Source organism: Sulfitobacter sp. 1A13353 (genome assembly GCF_043557255.1).
Classification (GTDB): domain Bacteria; phylum Pseudomonadota; class Alphaproteobacteria; order Rhodobacterales; family Rhodobacteraceae; genus Sulfitobacter; species Sulfitobacter faviae.
Genome location: NZ_JBIFFS010000002.1, coordinates 448705 through 468162, shown reverse-complemented (window position 1 = coordinate 468162; position 19458 = coordinate 448705). Strand labels below are relative to the sequence as shown.

Here is a 19458-nt window from a genome sequence, read left to right as displayed (position 1 = left end):
GCGCGCCCCCCCCCGCAAGCCAGCCCCTTGCACCTCTCCCGCCAAGGGATACACATGCGGTAACCAAACAGGAGACCGCTATGCTCACCCCCTTCCACCTTGCCTATAACGTCCGCGACCTTGATGAGACCCGCGCCTTCTACGGCGATGTGCTGGGCTGCACCGAAGGCCGTTCGACCGAGACTTGGGTCGATTATTCCTTCTTCGGCCACCAGATCTCCATGCATCTGGGCGAGCCTTTCAAGACAGAGGCCACCGGCAAGGTCGGTGAGCATATGGTGCCGATGCCGCATCTGGGCGTCGTCCTGCGGATGGAGGATTGGAAGGCGCTGGCGGAGCGGCTGAAGGGTGCAGAGGTCGACTTCGTGATCGAACCTTCGCTGCGTTTCGAAGGGGAGCCGGGCGAGCAAGCAACCATGTTCTTCCGCGACCCGTCGGGCAATCCGATTGAGGTCAAAGGTTTCGCCGATATGGACCGCGTTTTTGCCCAATAAGGCCAAGCGCTGAAACGACAAAGCCCCGCTGTCATAAGCGGGGCTTTGAGTGGCTCATGCTGCTGCGGGCTCAGTCGAAGCTGATCGCCCCTTCGAAAGCAGGCTCTTCCAAGGTTTGCCCGCTGAAACGGGTCGGGGTCTGTGCGGTGATGTCGAGCGTGTAGTTGCCGTTCACGGGGATCGGGCCGCTGGTCCAAGCCTCGTCCTCGCCGGTGATCGTATGGCTGCCGGTGGCGTTATTGGTAAAGACCACCTGATCGCCTGGCTGCACATGGGACAGCGATGGGAAATAGGCGCCGTCGACGATCAGCACGTTGCGGCTTTCGGCCATGGCGCCAGCGGCGCAGAGGCTCAGGGCAAGGGCCAGAGCGCCGGTGCTTTTGCGATATGAACTTAGCATCATCTGCTCCTTTGGAACGCCCGATGCGGGCGGGTTAGCCGGTTTCATACAAGGTAAATGCGGCATAACTTGGGCCAGCTTTGCGCGGCTCATCCTGCCGTCGCAGGCTCCGCCTGCTGGGCCAGCCAGCCGCGGAATGACGCAAGCGCCGCCGTCTCATCGCGGTCGTCGGGCCAGACGAGGTAGTAGTTGCCGATGCTCTGCGTGGTGGGCGAGGCGGCCAGCACCAATTGCCCGTCGCGCAGGTAGGGGCGGGCGAAGAAGGTCGGCAGCAGCGCCACCCCCAGCCCGTGAATCGCCGCCTGCGCCATGGTCGAGAATTGGTCGAACATCATGCCGCCGGGCGGCTCATCCGTCACCCCGAGCGAGGACAGCCACCGCGCCCATCCGCGCGGGCGGGTTTCTAGGTGAAGCAGCGGCAGATGGCGCACGTCGCGTGCATCCTCCAACGGTGCGGGCAGCAGGTCGGGCGCGCAGACCGCCACCACCGTTTCCGGCAAAAGCGGCAGGTAGCGCACGCCGGGCCAATCTTCATGACCAAAATGAATGGCGGCGTCGAATCGGCTGCCCGCAAAGGTAAAGGGCCGCAGCCGGGTCGATAGGTTCACCGTCACCTCCGGGTGGTCACGCGCGAAATCGCGCAGGCGCGGGGCCAGCCAATGCATCCCGAAGGCAGGCAGGATCGCCAGATTAAGCGTGCCCCCCGTGGGGTTCGTCCGAGCCGAGACCGAGGCCTGCGCCAGCCGGTTCAGGATGTCGCGCACCTGCGTTACATAATCCAATCCCGCCTGCGTCGGGGTCAGACGGCGGCCCTGACGGATCATCAGCGTCACGCCCAGCTGTTCCTCCAGCGTCTTGATCTGACGGCTCACCGCGCTCTGCGTGAGGTTCAATTCCTGCGCCGCCGCCGTGGCGGTGCCGAGCCGCACGACCGCCTCGAAAGACAGCAGGGCCGAGATCGAAGGCAAGAAGCGGCGCGGCGCGATCATATGACTTTTTCTCATGAACTCAGGACAAAGCAGCGATAGAGTTCGCGCCGCCGATTTGCAATACTGCCGCAAATCACATCACCCGAAAGGATGCATCATGACCGCTGACGCCCCCAAGTTGCGCGCCAAGGACAAACCCGATCTTGGAACCTTCGACTGGCAGGATCCCTTCCGCCTCGACAGCCAATTGACCGAAGACGAGCGGATGATCCGCGATTCCGCCCGCGCCTATGCGCAGGAAAAGCTGCAACCGCGCGTAATCGAAGCCTTTGCCGAAGAAAAGACCGACCCCGAGATCTTCCGCGAGATGGGCGAGATGGGCCTTCTTGGCGTCACCATCCCCGAGGAATACGGCGGTCTGGGCGGCAGCTACGTCTCCTACGGTCTCGTCGCCCGTGAGGTCGAGCGTGTGGACAGCGGCTACCGCTCCATGATGTCGGTACAGGCAAGCCTCGTGATGTATCCGATCTATGCCTATGGCTCCGAGGAGCAGCGCCAGAAATACCTGCCCAAGCTCTGCTCGGGCGACTGGATCGGCTGCTTCGGCCTGACCGAGCCCGACGCGGGCTCCGACCCCGCCGGCATGAAGACCCGCGCGGTGAAGACCGACACCGGCTACACGCTCACCGGCTCCAAAATGTGGATCTCGAACTCGCCCATTGCCGATGTCTTCGTGGTCTGGGCCAAGTCCGAGGCGCATGGCGGCAAGATCCGCGGCTTCGTGCTGGAGAAGGGCATGAAGGGCCTGAGCGCGCCGAAGGTAGGCAACAAGCTTTCCTTGCGCGCCTCGATCACCGGCGAGATCGTCATGGACGGCGTCGAAGTGGGCGAAGATGCGCTGCTGCCGCATGTGGAAGGCCTGAAAGGTCCCTTCGGTTGCCTTAACCGCGCCCGCTACGGCATCTCCTGGGGCGCGATGGGCGCCGCCGAATTCTGCTGGCACGCCGCGCTGCAATACGGTCTCGACCGCAAGCAGTTCAACAAGCCGCTGGCCCAGACCCAGTTGTTCCAGAAGAAACTCGCGGACATGATGACCGAAATCTCGCTTGGCCTGCAGGGGTCACTGCAGGTGGGCCGCCTGATGGATGCCGCCAATGCCGCCCCCGAGATGATCTCGATCGTGAAGCGCAACAACTGCGGCAAGGCGCTCGACGTCGCCCGCATGTCGCGCGACATGCACGGCGGCAACGGCATCTCGGGCGAATTCCAGGTGATCCGTCACATGATGAACCTCGAGACGGTGAACACCTACGAGGGCACCCATGATGTGCACGCGCTGATCCTGGGCCGTGCCCAGACCGGTCTGCAGGCGTTCTTCTAAATACTGGCTTCGGGGGGCACCCCCCGGCCACCGAAAAAACTTATGGCCAGAAAGAGGGGCGCCGCCTTTCTTTCTGGCCGACATGCTTTCGCCGAGAGCGATTAATTTCTATTTCAAGAGGCCCCATGGACCGCGTTGCCATCGTTCATGAGAACTTCCTCCGTCGCGTTGCGGCGGGGGATTTTCCCGTTTCCACCTCCCCGCAAAAGGCGCTTGATCGCGACCAGTTGGAGCAGCTCTACCGCGCGCAGGTGCTGAGCCGAGCGCTTGATCTGCAAAGCCGCGTCATGCAGAAGGAGGGGCAGGGGTTCTACACCATCGGTTCCTCCGGCCACGAGGGGATGGCAGCGGTGGCGGCGGCGCTGCGCGTCGATGACATCGCTTTCCTGCATTACCGCGACGCGGCCTTTCAGATCGCCCGTGCCGATCAGGCCGGGGGGCAGGACATGATGCGCGACATGCTCCTGAGCTTTGCCTGCTCGGCGGAGGACCCGACCAGCGGCGGGCGGCACAAGGTGCTGGGTTCGCGCCCACTGATGATCCCGCCGCAGACCTCTACCATCGCGAGCCATCTGCCCAAGGCGGTAGGGGCCGCGCATTCCATCGGCATGGCACGGCGGCACCGGCCTGAGCACGCGATCCTGCCGCGTGACGGCATCGCCATGTGCAGTTTCGGCGACGCCTCGGCCAATCACTCCACCGCGCAGGGCGCGATCAATGCCGCCTGCTGGACCGCCGTGCAGGGCGTGCCGCTGCCGCTGCTCTTCGTTTGCGAGGACAACGGCATCGGCATTTCGACCAAGACGCCGACGGGCTGGATTAAGGCGTCGATGTCGGGCAGGCCGGGGTTGAAGTATTTCGAGGGCGACGGGCTTGACCTGCATGCGGCCTATGCGGCGGCGAAGGAAGCGGCGGATTGGGTGCGGGTGCATCGCAAGCCTGCCTTCCTGCATCTGCGCACCGTGCGGCTCTATGGCCATGCGGGGGCAGATGTGGCGACCTCCTATCTGCCCCGCGCCGAGGTGGAGGCGGATGAGGCCAACGATCCGCTGCTGCATTCCGCGCGGCTGCTGGTGGAGGCCGGGGCGTCTGCCGAGGAGGCGCTGGCGATCTACCGCGATACGCAAGAGGCGGTCGCGAAGGCGGCTGACGAGGTGGTGAAACGCCCCCGGCTGAAGACGGCGTCGGACGTCATGGCGAGCCTCGTGCCGCCCAAGCGCGACTGCGCGCCCAGCAACGGGCCGAGCGCCGAGGCGCGGGCTGACACCTTTGGCAGCGATATGGGGCAGATGCACAACCCGCAGCCGATGTCGCGGCTGATCAACTGGGCGCTGCACGACCTGATGCTGGCGCACCCGGAGACCATGCTGATGGGCGAGGACGTGGGCCGCAAGGGCGGGGTCTATGGCGTCACCCAGAAGCTGCAGAGCCGTTTTGGCCCCGGTCGCGTGATCGACACGCTGCTGGATGAGCAGAGCATCCTCGGCCTCGCCATCGGCATGGCGCACAACGGTTTCGTGCCGATGCCGGAGATCCAGTTCCTCGCCTATCTGCACAACGCCGAGGACCAGCTGCGCGGCGAGGCGGCGACTTTGCCCTTCTTCTCGGACGGGCAGTGGAGCAATCCGATGGTGCTGCGCATCGCGGGGCTGGGCTATCAGAAAGGGTTCGGCGGGCATTTCCACAACGACAATTCGCTGGCCGTGCTGCGCGACATTCCGGGCATCGTCATTGCCTGCCCCTCGGCAGGGGACGACGCGGCGATGATGCTGCGCGAGGCGCACCGCTTGGCGCGTGAGGAGCAGCGGGTGGTGGTCTTTGTCGAGCCCATCGCGCTCTACCCGATGCGCGACCTGATGGAGGCCGGGGATGGCCGCTGGATGCGCAGCTATCCGGCACCGGACCGGCGGATCGGGCTGGACGAGGTCGGGGTCACGGGTGCGGGCGGTGATCTGGCGATCGTGAGCTATGGCAACGGGCATTACCTGAGCCAGCAGGCGGCGCGCGATTTGGCCGAGGCAGGTGTTGATGCGCGGGTGATCGACCTGCGCTGGCTGGCGCCTTTGCCGGAGGATGCTTTGATCGAGGCCATCGGGGATCGTCCGGTGCTGATCGTTGACGAGTGTCGTCGGACGGGCGGGCAGGCCGAGGCGCTGATGGCGCTGATGGCGGAGCGCGGTGTGGCAAAGTTTGCTCGGCTGACGGCGGAGGACAGTTTTATCGCCACGGGGCCAGCTTATGCGGCGACGTTGCCCTCACGCGAGGGGATCGTGGCGGCGGCACGGGATCTGTTGGGGTAGCTGAGGGCCAGCGTCTGCCCGCGGGTCGGCGATTCGCGGGTGCCTTATGCCACTTTATGGTGCAATCTCGGCGCGCATTCGCGAAGTTGTGCCAAGCCCCGCCAAATCGCCTACCCGGGGGGCGGGCAGGCGATGGCCCGGCGCCTGCGGCTTGAATCCGGGCCGGGTACGCGCGCCTAGTGGCTATCCGCTGGCGCACCGCCCTGAAAATTATTCCCATTCACATAATCGCAAGGCTCTTCGCGCATCTCCAGATGCAGGCCATCGCCTGTGTAAGGATGCGCGCGGGCGAGTTCCTCATCGACTTCGATCCCCAGACCGGGTGCTTTGGGGGCGGTGATGAACCCGTCCTCCACCCGGATCGACCCTTTGATCAATTGGTCATGGAACGGCGTCTCAATACATTCGCACATCAGGATGTTCGGGATCGCGGTGGCAAGCTGCACATTCGCGGCCCATTCCACCGGTCCGGCATAGAGATGCGGCGCCACTTGCGCGTTATAGACCTCGGCCATGGTGGCGATCTTCTTGGCCTCCGCGATGCCGCCCACACGGCCAAGGGCCGGTTGCAGGATCTCCGCCGCGCCCGCCCGCAACAAAGGCGCGAATTCGGCCTTGGTGGTCAGCCGCTCGCCCGTGGCCACAGGGACGCGCACGCCGCGCGCGACCTTGGCCATCTGCTCAGGCGCGTCTGGCGGGATTGGCTCTTCGTACCACAGCGGGCTATAGGGTTCGATCGCTTGGCCCAGCCGGATCGCGCCCGCGGTCGTGAACTGCCCGTGGGTGCCAAAGAGCAGGTCGGCGCGGTCGCCCACCGCCTCTCGGATGGCTTTGCAGAACGCCGCCGAAGTGCTGATGTCCGACATCGCAGGCATATGCCCGCCGCGCAGCGTATAGGGGCCGGCGGGGTCGAATTTTACCGCCGTATAGCCGCGCGCCACGCAATCCGCCGCCGATTCCGCCGCCATCTCAGGCGAGGTCCAGAAATCCGCCATGCTGTGATGCGGCAGCGGGTAGAGGTAGGTATAGCCGCGCACCCGGTCATTGGTGCGCCCGCCGATCAGCGCATGCACCGGGCGGTCGCGGTCCTTGCCCAGAATATCCCAACAGGCGATCTCAAGCCCCGAAAACGCGCCCATGACCGTCAGGTCTGGCCGCTGGGTGAAGCCTGCGGAATAGGCGCGGCGGAACATTAACTCGATATTCTCGGGGTTTTCGCCCTGCATATGGCGGGCAAAGACATCTTCGATTACCGTGCGCATCGCGTCGGGACCGACGCTGGCGGCATAGCATTCGCCCCAGCCGGTTATGCCGGCGTCGGTGGTCAGTTTGACCAATATCCAATAGCGCCCGCCCCAGCCGGGGGCGGGCGGGGCCGTCACGATGATATCGAGGTCTTGCAGTTTCATGACGGTCCCTTTCGTTTGGCCGCTTAGGTCTCTTTCTTGTCGTCGACGATGGTCATCTGCGCGATGCCGCTTTCGCCCAGATCGACCTTGGCGAAGGGGCCGCCGTGGCACATTTGGCCGGGGTCGGTGATGTCGACGGGGCCTTCTTCGGCCAGCACTTTTTCGGCAAATTGCTCGGCGTTGTCCTTCGGCCGGTAGCCGAGGAAGGAGGCTTTCGAGTTGTCCACCGGGGCGCGGTCGTTGTTCGACACGCCGTAGATCACCGAGAAGCCGACCGAAGGCGTATCCACCGCGCGGGTCACCAATTGGATCAGATCGTCATACGACAGCCACGAGCCAAGCGCGCGGGAGTTGTTGACCTGTGCCGCGCTCAGGATGCGCAGATGCACGGATTCGAGTTGGCGCTTGTCCCAATACATGGAGCCGAGGTCTTCGGTGAAGCATTTGGCGAGGCCGTAGAAAGTATCGGGCTTGTGGGCCGCGTCGATGCCGATGAAATCGGCCTTTTTGTGCATCCCCACCGCATGGATCGACGAGGCATAGACGACGCGCCGTGCGCCCGCCTGATAGGCCGCTTCCCATACGTTGTAGGAGCCGACGAAGTTCGGGCCAAGCAATTCCATGAAGGGTTTTTCATCCACGATGGCGCCGAAATGCACCACCATGTCAGCGCCCTCCATCAGGGCCGCGACCTCGTCGTAGCTCGCCAGATCGGCCTTCTGATAACGCTCACCGTCGTAAAGCTTGCCAATGTCCTCGGCGATGTCGGAGCTGACCAGTTCTTCGCACATCGCGGCCAGCGGCTCGCGCAGGTAGGAGCCGAGGCGCCCGGCGGCGCCTGTCAGGACCAGTTTCTTAAATTTCATTACATCTTCCTTTCACGTCTCAGAAATCTTGTCGCGCACCTTCGCACGCAGGGCATCGGCGCCTTGGGCCAAAAGGCCCACATCCGTGCCGCAGGCGACAAAGGTGAAGCCTTCGTTCAGCAGTTGGGCGGCGAAATCGGGGTCGGTGACCAGCGTGCCCACGGGAATGCCCTTGTCCATCAAGAGTTTGGCCGCGGGGCGGATGACCTCCCAGACCTCGGGGTGCAGGGTCTGGCCCAGATGGGCCATGTCGGCGGCGATATCGGCGGGGCCAAAGAAGATACCGTCGATCCCCTCGACCTCGGCAAAGGCGGCGGCGTTTTCGACGGCGGCGCGGGTTTCAAGCTGGATCAGGATGGCGGTCTGGTTCTCGACCTCGGCGTTGTAATCCGCGACCCGACCAAATTGGTTGGCGCGGTTCAGCCCGGCCACGCCCCGAATGCCGCGCGGCGGATAGCGGCAGGCGGCCACGGCGGCGCGGGCCTCATCAGGGGTCTGCACCATGGGAAACAGCAGCCCCGGTGCGCCGAGGTCCATCAGCCGTTTGACCTTGACCGCATCGTTCCAGTCGGGCCGCACCATCGCCGTGGTCTCACTGCCCGAGAACGCCTGCAACTGCCCCAAGACCGAGGCCATGTCGCTGGGCGCATGTTCCATATCCAGCATCACCCAGTCATAGCCCGCATGGGCCACCACCTCGGCGGCATAGCCGTTGGAGAGGGAGACCCAGAGGCCAAGCTGCTTTTGCCCGGCGCGGATGGCCGTGAGGAAGCTGTTCTCGCGCAATTTCATATCACGGCCCTTTCGACGAATTTCTCGGAACGCACGATCCGCGCGTAGTCCAGCGGGGTCAGGTCAAGCGTGCGGTAGCCGCCATGGGTGATCAACTCTGCCGTGCCGCGCCCGATGGCGGGGGCCTGTTGCAACCCGTGGCCGGAAAAGCCGTTCATGAAGACGAAATTCGCGACCTTGTCGTGCCGACCCAGAATCGCGTTCTGGTCGACGGTGTTATAGGCGTAATGGCCGACCCATTCGTTGATCACCTTGACCCGTTCAAAGGCCGGAACGCGGGTGGCGATGGTGGGCCAGACCTTTTCCTCCCAGATCGAATGATCGAAGGTGAAATCGTCATAGCCAGCGTCGTAGTCATCCTCCGGCGGGCAGCCTGCCATGTAGTATTTGCCCTCTTGGCGCATATGCACGCCGCTGGGGTCGATGGTCAGCGGCAGGTCCATTTCCAGCGGCTCGGCGGCGTCAAAGATGAAAGTGTAGCGTTTGCGCGGCATGACGGGCAGGGCGATGCCTGCCATCTGCGCCGTCGCGGCGGCACGGGGGCCGGAGGCATTGACGACCGTGCCGCAGGAGACCGTCGCACCTGACTTCAACGTCACCGCATCCACCGCGCTGCCTGCGGCGTTCAGCGTCATACCCGTCACCTCGTCATGGACAAAGGTCACGCCGCGCCGCTTGGCCATGCGTTTGAACCAGTCGAACATCGTGCCGCCGTCGAAGTAGCCTTCGTTGACCGTGTTGTGATTGCCCGCGATCACATCGTCGAGCATGTAGAACGGATAGCGCACGGCGATCTCATCCTTGGTCATATGCTGGGTATGCGCGCCCATGGAGGTCTGGATGCTCTGTGCCTCGCGCAGGGTCTGGGCAAACTCGGGCGTGTCGGCAAGATAGAGGTAGCCAAAGCTTTGCAGCGCCAGTTCCGGCACCTCGGGATCGTCATGCATGAAGTGGCGGAAGTTTTTGATGAACTCGGCCCCGAACTGCGAAATCTGGATATTCACGGGGGCGCTGAACTGCTGGCGGATGCAGGAATTCGTATGGCTGGTCGAGGCGAATTCATAGGTTGGATCCCGCTCGACCACCAGCACCTCGCCGTCGAACCCCGGCGTGTTGGTCAGCCACCAAGCCAAAGCCGAGCCATAGATGGCCCCGCCCACGATCACCACGTCATAGGACGTCTCAAGCGCGTTTTGCATGCACAGTCTCCCTTTGCGCATTCCCCTCTGAATCGTGGGTAGCCTAAGCATCCAGAGCCTGCAATCTTTGTGAAGCGCGGCGCGAATTTTCGTTTTGCGGCGATGGGTTGCGCCTGTGCCTATGGATGAGGCAGGGTTGACTTTTACTGCGGCTGTCGCACCATGAGCGCAATGCCGCAACACAGATGACCGCCCAAAGGAGTGACCCTTGGACAGCGACCGCGAAGAGATTGAGCGTCTGATTGCGCAGGTCGCAATGGGGGACCGTGCCGCCTTTGAGGCGCTTTATGATCGGGTGTCGGCGAAACTATTCGGGGTCTGCCTGCGTGTGTTGGATACACGCGCCGCAGCAGAGGATGCCATGCAGGACAGTTTCGTCAAAATCTGGAATAATTCCGACCGCTATCAGGCCAATGGCCTGTCGCCGATGACGTGGCTGATCACCATTGCGCGTAACACGGCGATTGACCGGCTGCGCGCCACCCGCAAGGGCCATCAGGACATCGACACGCCGGGGCTGGAACTGGCCGCGCCGGGGCCGAACCCCGAGCAATCCGCCGTGGCCGCGTCAGAGGCCAAGCGGCTGACCAATTGTCTGGATGATCTTGAAGCGGATCGCGGTGCAGCGGTGCGCGGGGCGTACCTTGATGGCGACAGCTATGCCGAGCTTGCGCAGCGTTTCAACGTGCCGCTCAACACCATGCGCACATGGCTGCGCCGTGGTTTGATGGCCCTGCGGGAGTGTATGAGCATATGAGCGACACCCCCATCACCCCGCCCGAAGACGACGATCTGCTGGCCGCCGAAATGGCCTTGGGCCTGTTGGAAGGCGAAGACCGTGCCGCGGCCCGCACCCGGCTGATGCAAGACCACGAGTTCGCCCGCCGCGTGGCCGATTGGCAGGAGCGTTTCGTGGCGATGACCGACGATATCGCCCCCGTCGCCCCGCCTGCGAAGCTGCGCCGCGCGCTGATGGCGCGGCTCTTCCCCGCGCGGCAGGTGCCGCTGTTGCAGCGGCTCTGGCTGTGGCAGGGGATTTCGGTGGCGGCTTTGGCCACCGTGGCCTTCCTTGCCCTGCCGATGCTGCGCGAGCCGCCGATGCAGCCCCCGGCCGAGGTCTATGCCACCCGCATGGCCGCCGAGGACAGCGCGCTGGAATTGCTGGCCGTCATGGACATGTCGCGCGGCGATATCGCGCTGCGCCGCGTCTCGGGCGACGCGCCCGCGGGCCGCGTGCTGGAGCTTTGGGCAATCCTGCCGGATCGTGCGCCGATCTCTCTGGGCGTGCTGCCTGAGGGGGAGGTTAACCGCGTGACCTTGCCCGCCGATCTGGCGCCCGAGGCGGCGCAGATCACGCTGGCCATCACCGATGAGCCGCCCGGCGGCGCACCCGGCGGTGTCCCCACTGGGGAGGTCATGGCCGCTGGTGCTGTAGCGGAACTCTAAACCCCCGAAACGCCCTGCTTTGACCGAGCAGGGCGTTTCATTTTTCACATCCCTTACAACGCGTTATGATTTTGTTGCGAATTTTCTGAACCATTCTGAAACTCCTCTCACGTCTGCCCCGTGGGTCCAGTATCGCCGCCCACAACGGGGGGCATTCAAGGGAGGAAATCCAATGAAGACGCTCAAGACATTCGCCGCCGCCACCGCCACTGCCGCTCTGCTGGCCACCGGTGCCATCGCCGCCAATCCCGAAGTGGGCGGCGCGCCCATGTTCGAGAATAAGAACATCGTCGAAAACGCCGTGAACTCCGCCGATCACACCACGCTGGTCGCCGCCGTCAAGGCTGCCGGTCTGGTCGATACGCTGGCCTCCGAAGGGCCGTTCACCGTTTTCGCCCCGGTCAACTCCGCCTTTGACGCGCTGCCTGCGGGCACTGTCGAGACCCTGCTCAAGCCCGAGAACAAGGACATGCTGACCAAAGTGCTGACCGCCCATGTGGTGGCCGGTAAATGGTCCGCCGCCGACATCGCCGCCAAGGCACGCGCCTCCAGCGATGGGTTCTACCACTTCAACGCCGTGTCCGGCGATGCGCTTTCGGCGCAGGTGAAGGGCCGCAACGTCTATATCATCGACGAAAGCGGCAATGCCTCGCGCGTGACTATCGCAGATGTGAACCAGTCCAACGGGGTGATTCACGTTGTAAACAGCGTGTTGGTTCCCAAATAAGAGGCAACCCTTAGGCCTGTTGCCGGGCCAGTACCCCCATGCTGGCCCGGCGCTATCCCACCCGAACGCGAGGAGTAACACCATGAACAGACGTCATTTTCTGACATCGACCTTTCTGGGCGCCACCGCCATCGGGTTCGGCGCGCGCGGCGCTTTGGCCGCTTATGTCGAGGGCAAGTTTGAGGTTACCCGCAGCGAAGCCGAGTGGCGCGCGATGCTGAGCGACTTGGAATATGCGGTCATGCGCGAAGGCGACACGGAGCGCGCCTTTACCAGCCCTCTAAACGACGAGAAACGCCCCGGCACCTTCATCTGCAAGGGCTGTGATCAACCGCTTTATGATGCGGCGACCAAGTTCAAAAGCGGCACCGGCTGGCCGAGCTTTTATCAGCCGCTCGACAATGCGGTTGAGACCATGGCCGACAACAGTTTCTTCATGCGCCGGACCGAGGTGCATTGCGACCGTTGTGGCAGCCATCTGGGCCATATCTTTGATGACGGGCCAGAGCCCACGGGCAAGCGGCATTGCATCAACGGCGTCTCGCTGAAGTTCGTCGCAGCTTGACGGATAGGTCTCACCCCAACGGATCGCGCGCCGCTTTCGGCGCGTGTTGCCCCGTCAGGTGCCGCGCGGTTTGGCGCGCAGGGTCGGGTCCGCCACCGTGGGGTCTTCGGGCCACGGATGACGCGGATACCGCCCTCGCATGTCCTTTCGCACATCGGCATATGAGCTTGCCCAAAAGCCGGGGATGTCCATCGTGACCTGCACCGGGCGCTGCGCAGGCGACAGCAGGGTAACTTGCAATGGCTGGCCGCCCACCGTCGGGTGCCGCGTCACGCCGAACATCTCTTGTAAACGCAGCGCGATGCCGGGGGTCTCTCCGCTATAGTCGATGGCCACGCGCCGCCCGAGCGGGGTTTCAAAATGGGCAGGGGCCGAGCGGTCCAATTCTCGCTGTTGCTCCCAACTCAGCCGGGTTTTGAGCGCCGGGGTGAGGTCGAACCCTTTCCAATCGGCGCTGCTTCGCACGCCCGTCAGATGCGGCAGCAGCCAGTCTTCCAGCGTATCCATCAGATGCGCTTCGCTGAAATCGGGGAAGGGCGCGGGCATCAGCCGGGCGCGGGCCAGAAACAGCGCCGCCGTCTTGCCGGGGTTCAGCCCCAATTGCCGCACACCGTCCAGCATCGCGACCGCCACAGCATCGGCGGGCGCATCGGGCCATGTGCGGTCCTCCAGAACCAGCGCACCGAAGACCTCCTGCTTGCGGGTCAGCACACGCCCCTCACGGCGCGACCATAGGCAAACATCCTGCCAGTGGATTTGATCGGCGAAGGTAGCGCGCAACTCGGCGTCCGAGATCAGCGCCGCCTGCCGGATACGCGCCTCACGCGGGTCGCCGTCGAGGTCGGTGGCCACCAAGAGCCGCGCGCCCGCCATCGGGTCGGCCTCTGACAGCACCGCGCCCTTGCCGCCTGAGAGCACATAACGCGGTGCCTCGCCCTTGCGGCGCAGCCCGACGCGGTCGGGATAGGCGAGCGCGGCCAGCACGCCCAAGGAGTCCGGCCCGTCGCCCTTCGCGCCGCGTGCCAGACGTTTCGCCTCGGCCTTGATGCGCGCTAGCGTGGGCGCATGGGGTGGCGTGGCAGTGCGTTTTCCGGCCAGCGCGTCCATCCGCAGCGCAAGGTCGACCGGCGCGCCGCGCATGGGGTCACGCTCGGCCAGAAGGGCCGCCAGCAGCGGCGCGCGAGGGCCGCCGCGGGTCACCATATGCGCCAGTCGTGGGTGCAGGGGGAGCTTCGCCAAGCCGCGGCCATGCTCGGTGATGCGCCCCGCAGCGTCCAGCGCGCCCAACATCTGCAGCACCGATTGCGCCTCGGCCAGACGGCCCGCGTGGGGCGGGGTGACGAAGCTCAGATCGCTCGCCTGCGCGCCCCAGAGCGCCAGTTCCAAGGCGAAACCGGTGAGGTCGCCAGCCTCGATCTCGGCCGGGGGGAAGGCCGCCAGCGCGCCTTCCTCGCCCCGGGTCCAGAGCTTGTAGGCCACCCCGGTATCCAGCCGCCCGGCACGGCCCGCGCGCTGCGTGGCCTCGGCGCGGGTGACCCGCTCGGTCACCAGCCGGGACATGCCCGAGGCCGGATCGAAGAGCGCGCGCCGCGCGCGGCCCGCATCGACGACGATGCGGATGCCTTCGATGGTCAGGGAGGTCTCGGCGATGGAGGTCGCCAGCACCACCTTGCGACCCGAGGGCGCGGGCGCGATGGCGGCCTGCTGCGCCTTGAAGTCGAGCGCGCCGAAGAGCGGGGCGAGGGTGCAATCTGCGGGCAGGGCAGGGCGCAAAAGCGCCTCGACCCGGCGAATCTCCCCCTCGCCGGGCAGGAAGACCAGCGCGGAGCCGGGCGATTCCGACAGCGCCTTTAGCGTGAGGTCGGCCACGGCGTTCTCTAGCCGTTGTTTGCCCATGGGCTTGTCGAGCCAGCGCGGCTCGACCTCGAAACTGCGCCCCTCGGAGGTCACGATCGGCGCCGCCATCAGCGCGGCCACCGGGGCGGCGTCGAGCGTGGCGGACATGGCCACCAGCATCAGGTCGTCGCGCAGCGCGCCCGCAACTTCGAGCGCCAGCGCGAGGCCGAGATCGGCGTTGAGCGAGCGTTCGTGAAATTCGTCGAAGATCACCGCGCCGACGCCCGGCAGGTCGGGGTTGTCCTGCAACATGCGGGTCAGGATGCCCTCGGTGACGACCTCGATGCGCGTGGCCTTGGACACCGCCGAGGCGCCGCGCACACGAAAACCGACGGTCTGGCCGGTCTCCTCGCCAAGGCTTTCTGCCATGCGCGCGGCGGCGGCGCGGGCGGCGAGGCGGCGCGGCTCCAACATCAGGATGCGGCCCGGCGTCAGCCCGGCCTCCAGCATCGCCAGCGGCACCCGCGTCGTCTTGCCCGCGCCGGGGGGCGCTTGCAGCACGACGCGGCCCGTGTTGCGCAGGGCGGTGATCACATCCGGCAAAACGGCGTCGATGGGCAGGGCGAAATCAGCGTTGGACATGGCGCGGTTATCGGGCATCGCGCGCGCCGCGCCAAGGGTGGGGATGGACAATTCCACGCCGCCCCCGCAAAAGTTGCCCCATGGATATCGAGACATTGGCCGAAGGCATCATAGCAGGAGAGCGCCGCGCATTGGCGCGGGCGATCACCTTGGTGGAATCAGGCCGCGCCGACCATCGCACGGCGGCGGCGGAGCTGCTGGCGAAGCTGCCAGCCGACCGGCAGGCGCTGCGCATCGGGCTTTCGGGCACGCCCGGTGTGGGCAAATCCACCTTCATCGAAAGCTTCGGCATGATGCTGACCGGGCAGGGCAAACGCGTGGCGGTGCTGGCGGTGGACCCCAGTTCGGCGCGTTCGGGCGGGTCGATCCTCGGCGACAAGACGCGGATGGACCGGCTGAGCCGCGACCCCAATGCTTTCATCCGGCCCTCGCCCAGCCAAACGCATCTCGGCGGCGTCGCGCGCCGCTCGCGCGAGGCGGTGCGGCTTTGCGAAGCGGCGGGCTTTGACGTGGTGCTGATCGAGACCGTGGGCGTGGGCCAGTCGGAAACCGTGGTGGCCGAGATGTCGGACGCCTTCGTGCTGCTTCTGGCCCCCGCTGGCGGGGACGAGTTGCAGGGCGTCAAACGCGGCATCATGGAGATTGCCGACCTCATCGTCATCAACAAGGCCGACGGCGATCTGAAATCCACCGCCGCGCGTACCCGCGCTGACTATGCCGGTGCCCTGCGCCTGTTGCGCAAGCGCCCGCAGGACCCCGAGGGTTTTCCGCGTGCCACCGCCGTTTCAGCGCTGGAGGAAAACGGGCTGGAGGAGACTTGGGCCGCTTTGCAGGAACTGACCGACTGGCGCCGGGAAAACGGGTTCTGGGACCGCACCCGCGCCGCACAGGCGCGTTATTGGTTTGAGCAGGATGTGAAGCAGCGGCTTTTGGCGCAGCTTGAGACCCCACAGGCCAAGGACGATCTGACGCGGCTCAGCGATGCCGTGGCCGATGGCGCGCGTGATCCGGCGGAAGCGGCGGCGGAATTCGTCCGCCGCCTCAGGGCAGATTAAGACGCGTTTGCGGGTTCCGAGACGGGGAAGAGCACGTCGTAGATCCAGTTAAAGACGAAGGCGTAGATCAGGTAAAACACCGCCAAGGACACGTCGATCAAGAAGGCTTCGCGCAGAGAAATCTCAAGATACCACGCGATGAAGGGCAAGAGCACGAAGAGCAGCCCGATCTCGAAACTCACGGCATGAAGCACGCGGATCGGCACCGTCTTTTTCACCGTGCCGCGCAACCGGCGCAGGGCGTGGTCGAAGCCGAGGTTGTAGACATAGTTCCACCCCGTCGCGATGCTGGCGCTGACCACGGCGACGACGCCGATATGGCCGATGGGCTTGTCAAAGAGCCAAGCACTGGCGGGGGTGACGATCAGCAGGGCGATGATCTCAAAACTAAGGGCGTGGCGGATGCGGTCTGCGGTGCTGCGCATGGGGTGGTCCCGGTATTGGTCGGGTCGTCCCGAGTGGCTGCCCAAATGGGGGAGGTCGTCCTCGCTTGGGGCCAATATGGCGATTGACGCGCGGGGTGCAAGGGGCTCAGCGGCCCGCCTTGGGATGGGCGTTGTTATAGACCTCCATCAGCCGCGCGGTATCGACGGCGGTATAGGCCTGCGTGGTCGACAAGGACGCATGGCCCAAAAGCTCCTGAATGGCGCGCAGATCGCCGCCCGCGTCGAGCAGATGGGTGGCAAAGCTGTGGCGCATGGCGTGGGGCGTGGCGCTGGCGGGCAGGCCCAGTTGCATCCGCGCATCGGCCATCACCTGCGCCACGGCGCGCGCGCCCAAACCACCGCCACGGATGGCGCGGAACAGCGGGGCCTGCGCCTCACGCGGGTGCGGGCAGAGGGCGAGGTAGTCTGCGACCGCGGCGCGTGCGGCGGGCAAGACCGGCACGACCCGTTCCTTCCCGCCTTTGCCAAGGATGCGCAGGCTGGCAGGCAGGGGCGCATCGCCGCCTTTCAGCGCCAGCGCCTCGGAAATCCGCAGCCCGCAGCCCCAGAGCAGGGTCAGCACCGCCACGTCACGCGCCGCCACCCATGGCGCGCGGGCTTGGGTCTCGACACAGTCGATCAGCGCGCGGGCAGCGTCTTCGGCCAGCGGGCGGGGCAGTTTCTTGGTGAACTTCGGCGACCGGGCGAGCAGAACGGCAGTGGGCTCGAACCCCTCCCGCTCGGCCAGCCAGCGGTAAAAGGCTTTCACCGCCGAGAGCTTGCGCGCGACTGACCGTGACCCCGCCCCGCCGCTGCGGGTGCTGGCCATCCATGCGCGCATATCGCTGATGGTGATTTTCGCCAACGCACCCAGACCTTGGGTGTCGCCCTTATGCAGCGTCATGAAGGTGAGGAATTCGGTCACATCGCCCCGGTAGGCGATGATCGTATTTTCGGCCGCATCCTTTAGCGCGCTTTGGTGTTCCAACCACGTCTGAAGCGCGTCCCGCGCGGCGGGGCTGATCAGCAGCGGATTTGCCTTCTCGCTCAAGACAGCCAGCGGCGCATGGATCGCTCCAGCACGCCGGTAAAGAAGGTGAGCAGATCGGTGCCCTGTTGCGGGCCGAACATATGCGGGTCTTCGGCGCCCATGACCAACAGGCCGGGCAGCCGTCCGGGGCCGAAATCAAGCTTGAGACAAGCCTCGGACCGGATCCATCCCGCCTTGCTGCCATAGAGCGCTTCGGATCCGTCTTGCAGCGCGCGCAGGGTCACCTGCCGCACCATGCCGCCGCGCCCTTGGCTCAGGTAGTCGTCGATGAACCCTGGCTCGGCCACGCTGAGCACATCGCCCAAACGCTGCACCGCCGGGTCATTGTCGTTCTGGGTGGATTCCAACACCAGCCGCACCGCATCGACGCGCAGGATATCGGCCACTTCGCCGCCGAGATCGCGCAGGAAAGTCTCGAACTCCACCGGGTCGAGCATGCGCAGGATGGCGCGGTGGATCTGATTGGTCCCGGCAAGGTTTTCATAGGCCGCCGCGATGACGCTGCGGTGGGTGTCCTCCAGCCGGTCGAGACGGGTTTCCAGCCGCTCCATCGCGATGCCGCGCAGGTCGACGATATTGCCGCCCATGGCCTTTTCATTCGCCGCGATCAGCGCCTGCATCACGTCGCTGTCGTCAAGAATGACGTCAGGCGCTGAGATGATCGCCTCCCGCAGGGCGTCGTCGATTTTGGGGCTGCTGCTCATGGGCGTCTCTTTTTGATTTGCAGTGTCATAGCATGCTGGGGCGTCAAGATCTGCCCCCAATTGGTCACGGGTCCTGCCGCCTGCGGTCTTTGTTGCCGCCTTGCGTCAGGCCGGGATGTAGAACGAAGCCTGGCGGAACAAAAGCGGCGCAGACGTGTTGGCCCCGGTCGACGCGCGGATTTCAGCCGTAGGGCCGCGCGTACCTGATCGAAGCCTGCCGCATATCCCCGGGTGCGGTGGGAGAGGTCTTTGCCGGGAGAGGAAATCTTACATGGAACATGTCTCTGTCGATCTTTGGGCCGCCAACCTTCAGGTCGCGCCGGACTCGCTGCAAAGCTGGCTCGCCAGTGTCGAGACGCGTCTGCAACAGGCCGCCGAGCGTGAGGCGCAGCTTTTGGTGATGCCCGAGTTTTGCTGCGCGCAGTGGCTGAGTTTCGCCCCCGCCGACCTGCCTGCGGAAGAGCAGCTTGGCTGGCTCGCGCAGACCGCCACGCTGGCGCTCGACCCGATGCGGCGCATGGTTGAGCAAACCGGCGTGGCCCTGCTGCCCGGCACCTTTCCCGTGGCCTTCCCTACGGTCGATGCGCCCGAAGGTTACCTTAATCAAGCGTGGTTTCTAACCCCCGATGGCGGGCTGCAAGTGCAGAACAAGCTGAGCCTGACCCCGCTTGAGGCGAATGGCGCCAGCGGCGTGACCATCGCGGGCACGGGGATCAACCTGTTCGAGTGGAACGGGCTGCGCTGTGTCATCGCGATCTGTCTTGATGCGGAATATACCGCGCTCTGGTCCAAACTGGGGGAGCTGAACCTCGATCTGGTGATCATTCCCGCCAAGACCGATATGATCACCGGCTATAACCGCGTGTTCAGTTGCGCACGGGCGCGGGCCATTGAATTGCAGACCGCCGTTTGCTGTGTCGGCGCGGTGGGCGCGCCGCTGACCCCGTGGCAGCAGGATACCGGCGTGGGCGGGGCGAGCGTTTACCTGCCCTGCGACGTTTCGGTGGCTTTGGACGGGATGCATGCGGCCCTGCCGCCCCAGACAGCGGCGCAGGGCATGGATTTGGTCTTGGAAGCTCCCGCAATTCCCGTGGGACAGTGCCGCCGCATCCGCGCAGGCGCGGCAGAGGCCGAGGTGCGCCCGGGGCTGTGGTCGGGCGATCACCTGACGGTCGAAGGGAGTGCGGCCTAAGGCAAAGAAAAACCCCCTCCGCCACGGGCGGAAGGGGTTTGATGT

Annotated in this window: 19 protein-coding genes; 9 read left to right on the top strand and 10 right to left on the bottom strand. The window is 65.1% G+C overall.

Annotation, left to right across the window (positions count from 1 at the left end):
* Positions 1 to 80: 80 nt before the first annotated feature.
* Complete coding sequence (locus ACGYLO_RS06010; protein WP_271688085.1) at positions 81 to 494, top strand: VOC family protein; 414 nt, start codon at positions 81 to 83, stop codon at positions 492 to 494.
* A gap of 70 nt (positions 495 to 564) precedes the next feature.
* Here the strand turns inward: ACGYLO_RS06010 and ACGYLO_RS06005 are convergent, their stop codons facing one another.
* Both ACGYLO_RS06005 and ACGYLO_RS06000 read right to left on the bottom strand, forming a co-directional pair.
* Entirely contained in the window at positions 565 to 894 is a 330-nt protein-coding gene (locus tag ACGYLO_RS06005; protein ID WP_271688084.1) for a hypothetical protein, read from the bottom strand.
* Between the two features lie 89 nt (positions 895 to 983).
* On the bottom strand, positions 984 to 1883 hold the full coding sequence (locus ACGYLO_RS06000; protein WP_271688083.1) for a LysR substrate-binding domain-containing protein: 900 nt from the start codon (positions 1881 to 1883) through the stop codon (positions 984 to 986).
* A gap of 97 nt (positions 1884 to 1980) precedes the next feature.
* On the opposite strand from ACGYLO_RS06000, the gene ACGYLO_RS05995 reads away from it, so the two are divergent.
* Together ACGYLO_RS05995 and ACGYLO_RS05990 are read left to right on the top strand one after the other, a co-directional pair.
* Positions 1981 to 3204 carry an acyl-CoA dehydrogenase gene (locus ACGYLO_RS05995; RefSeq protein ID WP_271688082.1) on the top strand — a complete coding sequence of 408 codons (1224 nt, stop codon included), beginning with the start codon at positions 1981 to 1983 and terminating at the stop codon, positions 3202 to 3204.
* 125 nt (positions 3205 to 3329) lie between these two features.
* Positions 3330 to 5504: a thiamine pyrophosphate-dependent enzyme gene (locus ACGYLO_RS05990; RefSeq protein ID WP_271688080.1), complete on the top strand. Its 2175-nt coding sequence runs from the start codon at positions 3330 to 3332 to the stop codon at positions 5502 to 5504.
* Positions 5505 to 5680: 176 nt separating this feature from the next.
* On the opposite strand, the gene ACGYLO_RS05985 is transcribed toward ACGYLO_RS05990, so the two are convergent.
* From ACGYLO_RS05985 to ACGYLO_RS05970, 4 genes are read right to left on the bottom strand one after another with little or no spacing between them, the layout of a single operon-like run.
* On the bottom strand, positions 5681 to 6913 hold the full coding sequence (locus ACGYLO_RS05985) for a mandelate racemase/muconate lactonizing enzyme family protein (protein WP_271688079.1): 1233 nt from the start codon (positions 6911 to 6913) through the stop codon (positions 5681 to 5683).
* Positions 6914 to 6936: 23 nt separating this feature from the next.
* Positions 6937 to 7779, bottom strand: coding sequence for an NAD(P)-dependent oxidoreductase (locus tag ACGYLO_RS05980; protein WP_271688078.1), 843 nt, complete (start codon positions 7777 to 7779; stop codon positions 6937 to 6939).
* 12 nt (positions 7780 to 7791) lie between these two features.
* Entirely contained in the window at positions 7792 to 8571 is a 780-nt protein-coding gene (locus ACGYLO_RS05975; protein WP_271688077.1) for an HpcH/HpaI aldolase/citrate lyase family protein, read from the bottom strand.
* Positions 8568 to 9770 (bottom strand): FAD-binding oxidoreductase, encoded by a 1203-nt coding sequence (locus ACGYLO_RS05970; RefSeq protein WP_271688075.1) that lies wholly within the window; start codon positions 9768 to 9770, stop codon positions 8568 to 8570. Before ACGYLO_RS05970 ends, ACGYLO_RS05975 begins: the two co-directional genes overlap by 4 nt.
* Positions 9771 to 10026: 256 nt before the next feature.
* Here ACGYLO_RS05970 and ACGYLO_RS05965 point away from each other — a divergent pair, with 256 nt between their 5' ends.
* The 4 genes from ACGYLO_RS05965 to msrB all read left to right on the top strand — a co-directional run bounded on the left by ACGYLO_RS05965 (position 10027) and on the right by msrB (position 12508).
* The gene (locus tag ACGYLO_RS05965) at positions 10027 to 10527 is read left to right on the top strand and encodes a sigma-70 family RNA polymerase sigma factor (protein WP_209218390.1); all 501 of its coding nucleotides are present in this window, start codon (positions 10027 to 10029) and stop codon (positions 10525 to 10527) included.
* Positions 10524 to 11216, top strand: coding sequence for an anti-sigma factor domain-containing protein (locus ACGYLO_RS05960; RefSeq protein WP_271688074.1), 693 nt, complete (start codon positions 10524 to 10526; stop codon positions 11214 to 11216). The genes ACGYLO_RS05965 and ACGYLO_RS05960 overlap by 4 nt, the downstream gene beginning before the upstream one ends.
* Before the next feature lie 172 nt (positions 11217 to 11388).
* Positions 11389 to 11943, top strand: a complete 555-nt coding sequence (locus ACGYLO_RS05955; RefSeq protein ID WP_067268384.1) for a fasciclin domain-containing protein — start codon at positions 11389 to 11391, stop codon at positions 11941 to 11943.
* Between the two features lie 82 nt (positions 11944 to 12025).
* The gene (gene msrB, locus ACGYLO_RS05950; protein ID WP_271688073.1) at positions 12026 to 12508 is read left to right on the top strand and encodes a peptide-methionine (R)-S-oxide reductase MsrB; all 483 of its coding nucleotides are present in this window, start codon (positions 12026 to 12028) and stop codon (positions 12506 to 12508) included.
* A gap of 54 nt (positions 12509 to 12562) precedes the next feature.
* Here the strand turns inward: msrB and hrpB are convergent, their stop codons facing one another.
* Complete coding sequence (hrpB, locus tag ACGYLO_RS05945) at positions 12563 to 15004, bottom strand: ATP-dependent helicase HrpB (RefSeq protein WP_271689991.1); 2442 nt, start codon at positions 15002 to 15004, stop codon at positions 12563 to 12565.
* A gap of 62 nt (positions 15005 to 15066) precedes the next feature.
* Between hrpB and meaB the strand changes: the two genes are divergently transcribed.
* Entirely contained in the window at positions 15067 to 16041 is a 975-nt protein-coding gene (gene meaB / locus ACGYLO_RS05940; protein ID WP_271688072.1) for a methylmalonyl Co-A mutase-associated GTPase MeaB, read from the top strand.
* Here the strand turns inward: meaB and ACGYLO_RS05935 are convergent.
* The 3 genes from ACGYLO_RS05935 to ACGYLO_RS05925 form a co-directional block, all read right to left on the bottom strand.
* Complete coding sequence (locus tag ACGYLO_RS05935; RefSeq protein ID WP_067263523.1) at positions 16038 to 16466, bottom strand: PACE efflux transporter; 429 nt, start codon at positions 16464 to 16466, stop codon at positions 16038 to 16040. The genes meaB and ACGYLO_RS05935 overlap by 4 nt on opposite strands.
* Before the next feature lie 106 nt (positions 16467 to 16572).
* Positions 16573 to 17517, bottom strand: coding sequence for a tyrosine recombinase XerC (locus ACGYLO_RS05930; RefSeq protein ID WP_271688070.1), 945 nt, complete (start codon positions 17515 to 17517; stop codon positions 16573 to 16575).
* The gene (locus ACGYLO_RS05925) at positions 17514 to 18221 is read right to left on the bottom strand and encodes a DUF484 family protein (protein ID WP_067263525.1); all 708 of its coding nucleotides are present in this window, start codon (positions 18219 to 18221) and stop codon (positions 17514 to 17516) included. The genes ACGYLO_RS05930 and ACGYLO_RS05925 overlap by 4 nt, the downstream gene beginning before the upstream one ends.
* Positions 18222 to 18492: 271 nt before the next feature.
* Between ACGYLO_RS05925 and ACGYLO_RS05920 the strand changes: the two genes are divergently transcribed.
* Positions 18493 to 19413, top strand: coding sequence for a nitrilase-related carbon-nitrogen hydrolase (locus ACGYLO_RS05920; protein WP_271688069.1), 921 nt, complete (start codon positions 18493 to 18495; stop codon positions 19411 to 19413).
* Positions 19414 to 19458 lie beyond the last annotated feature (45 nt).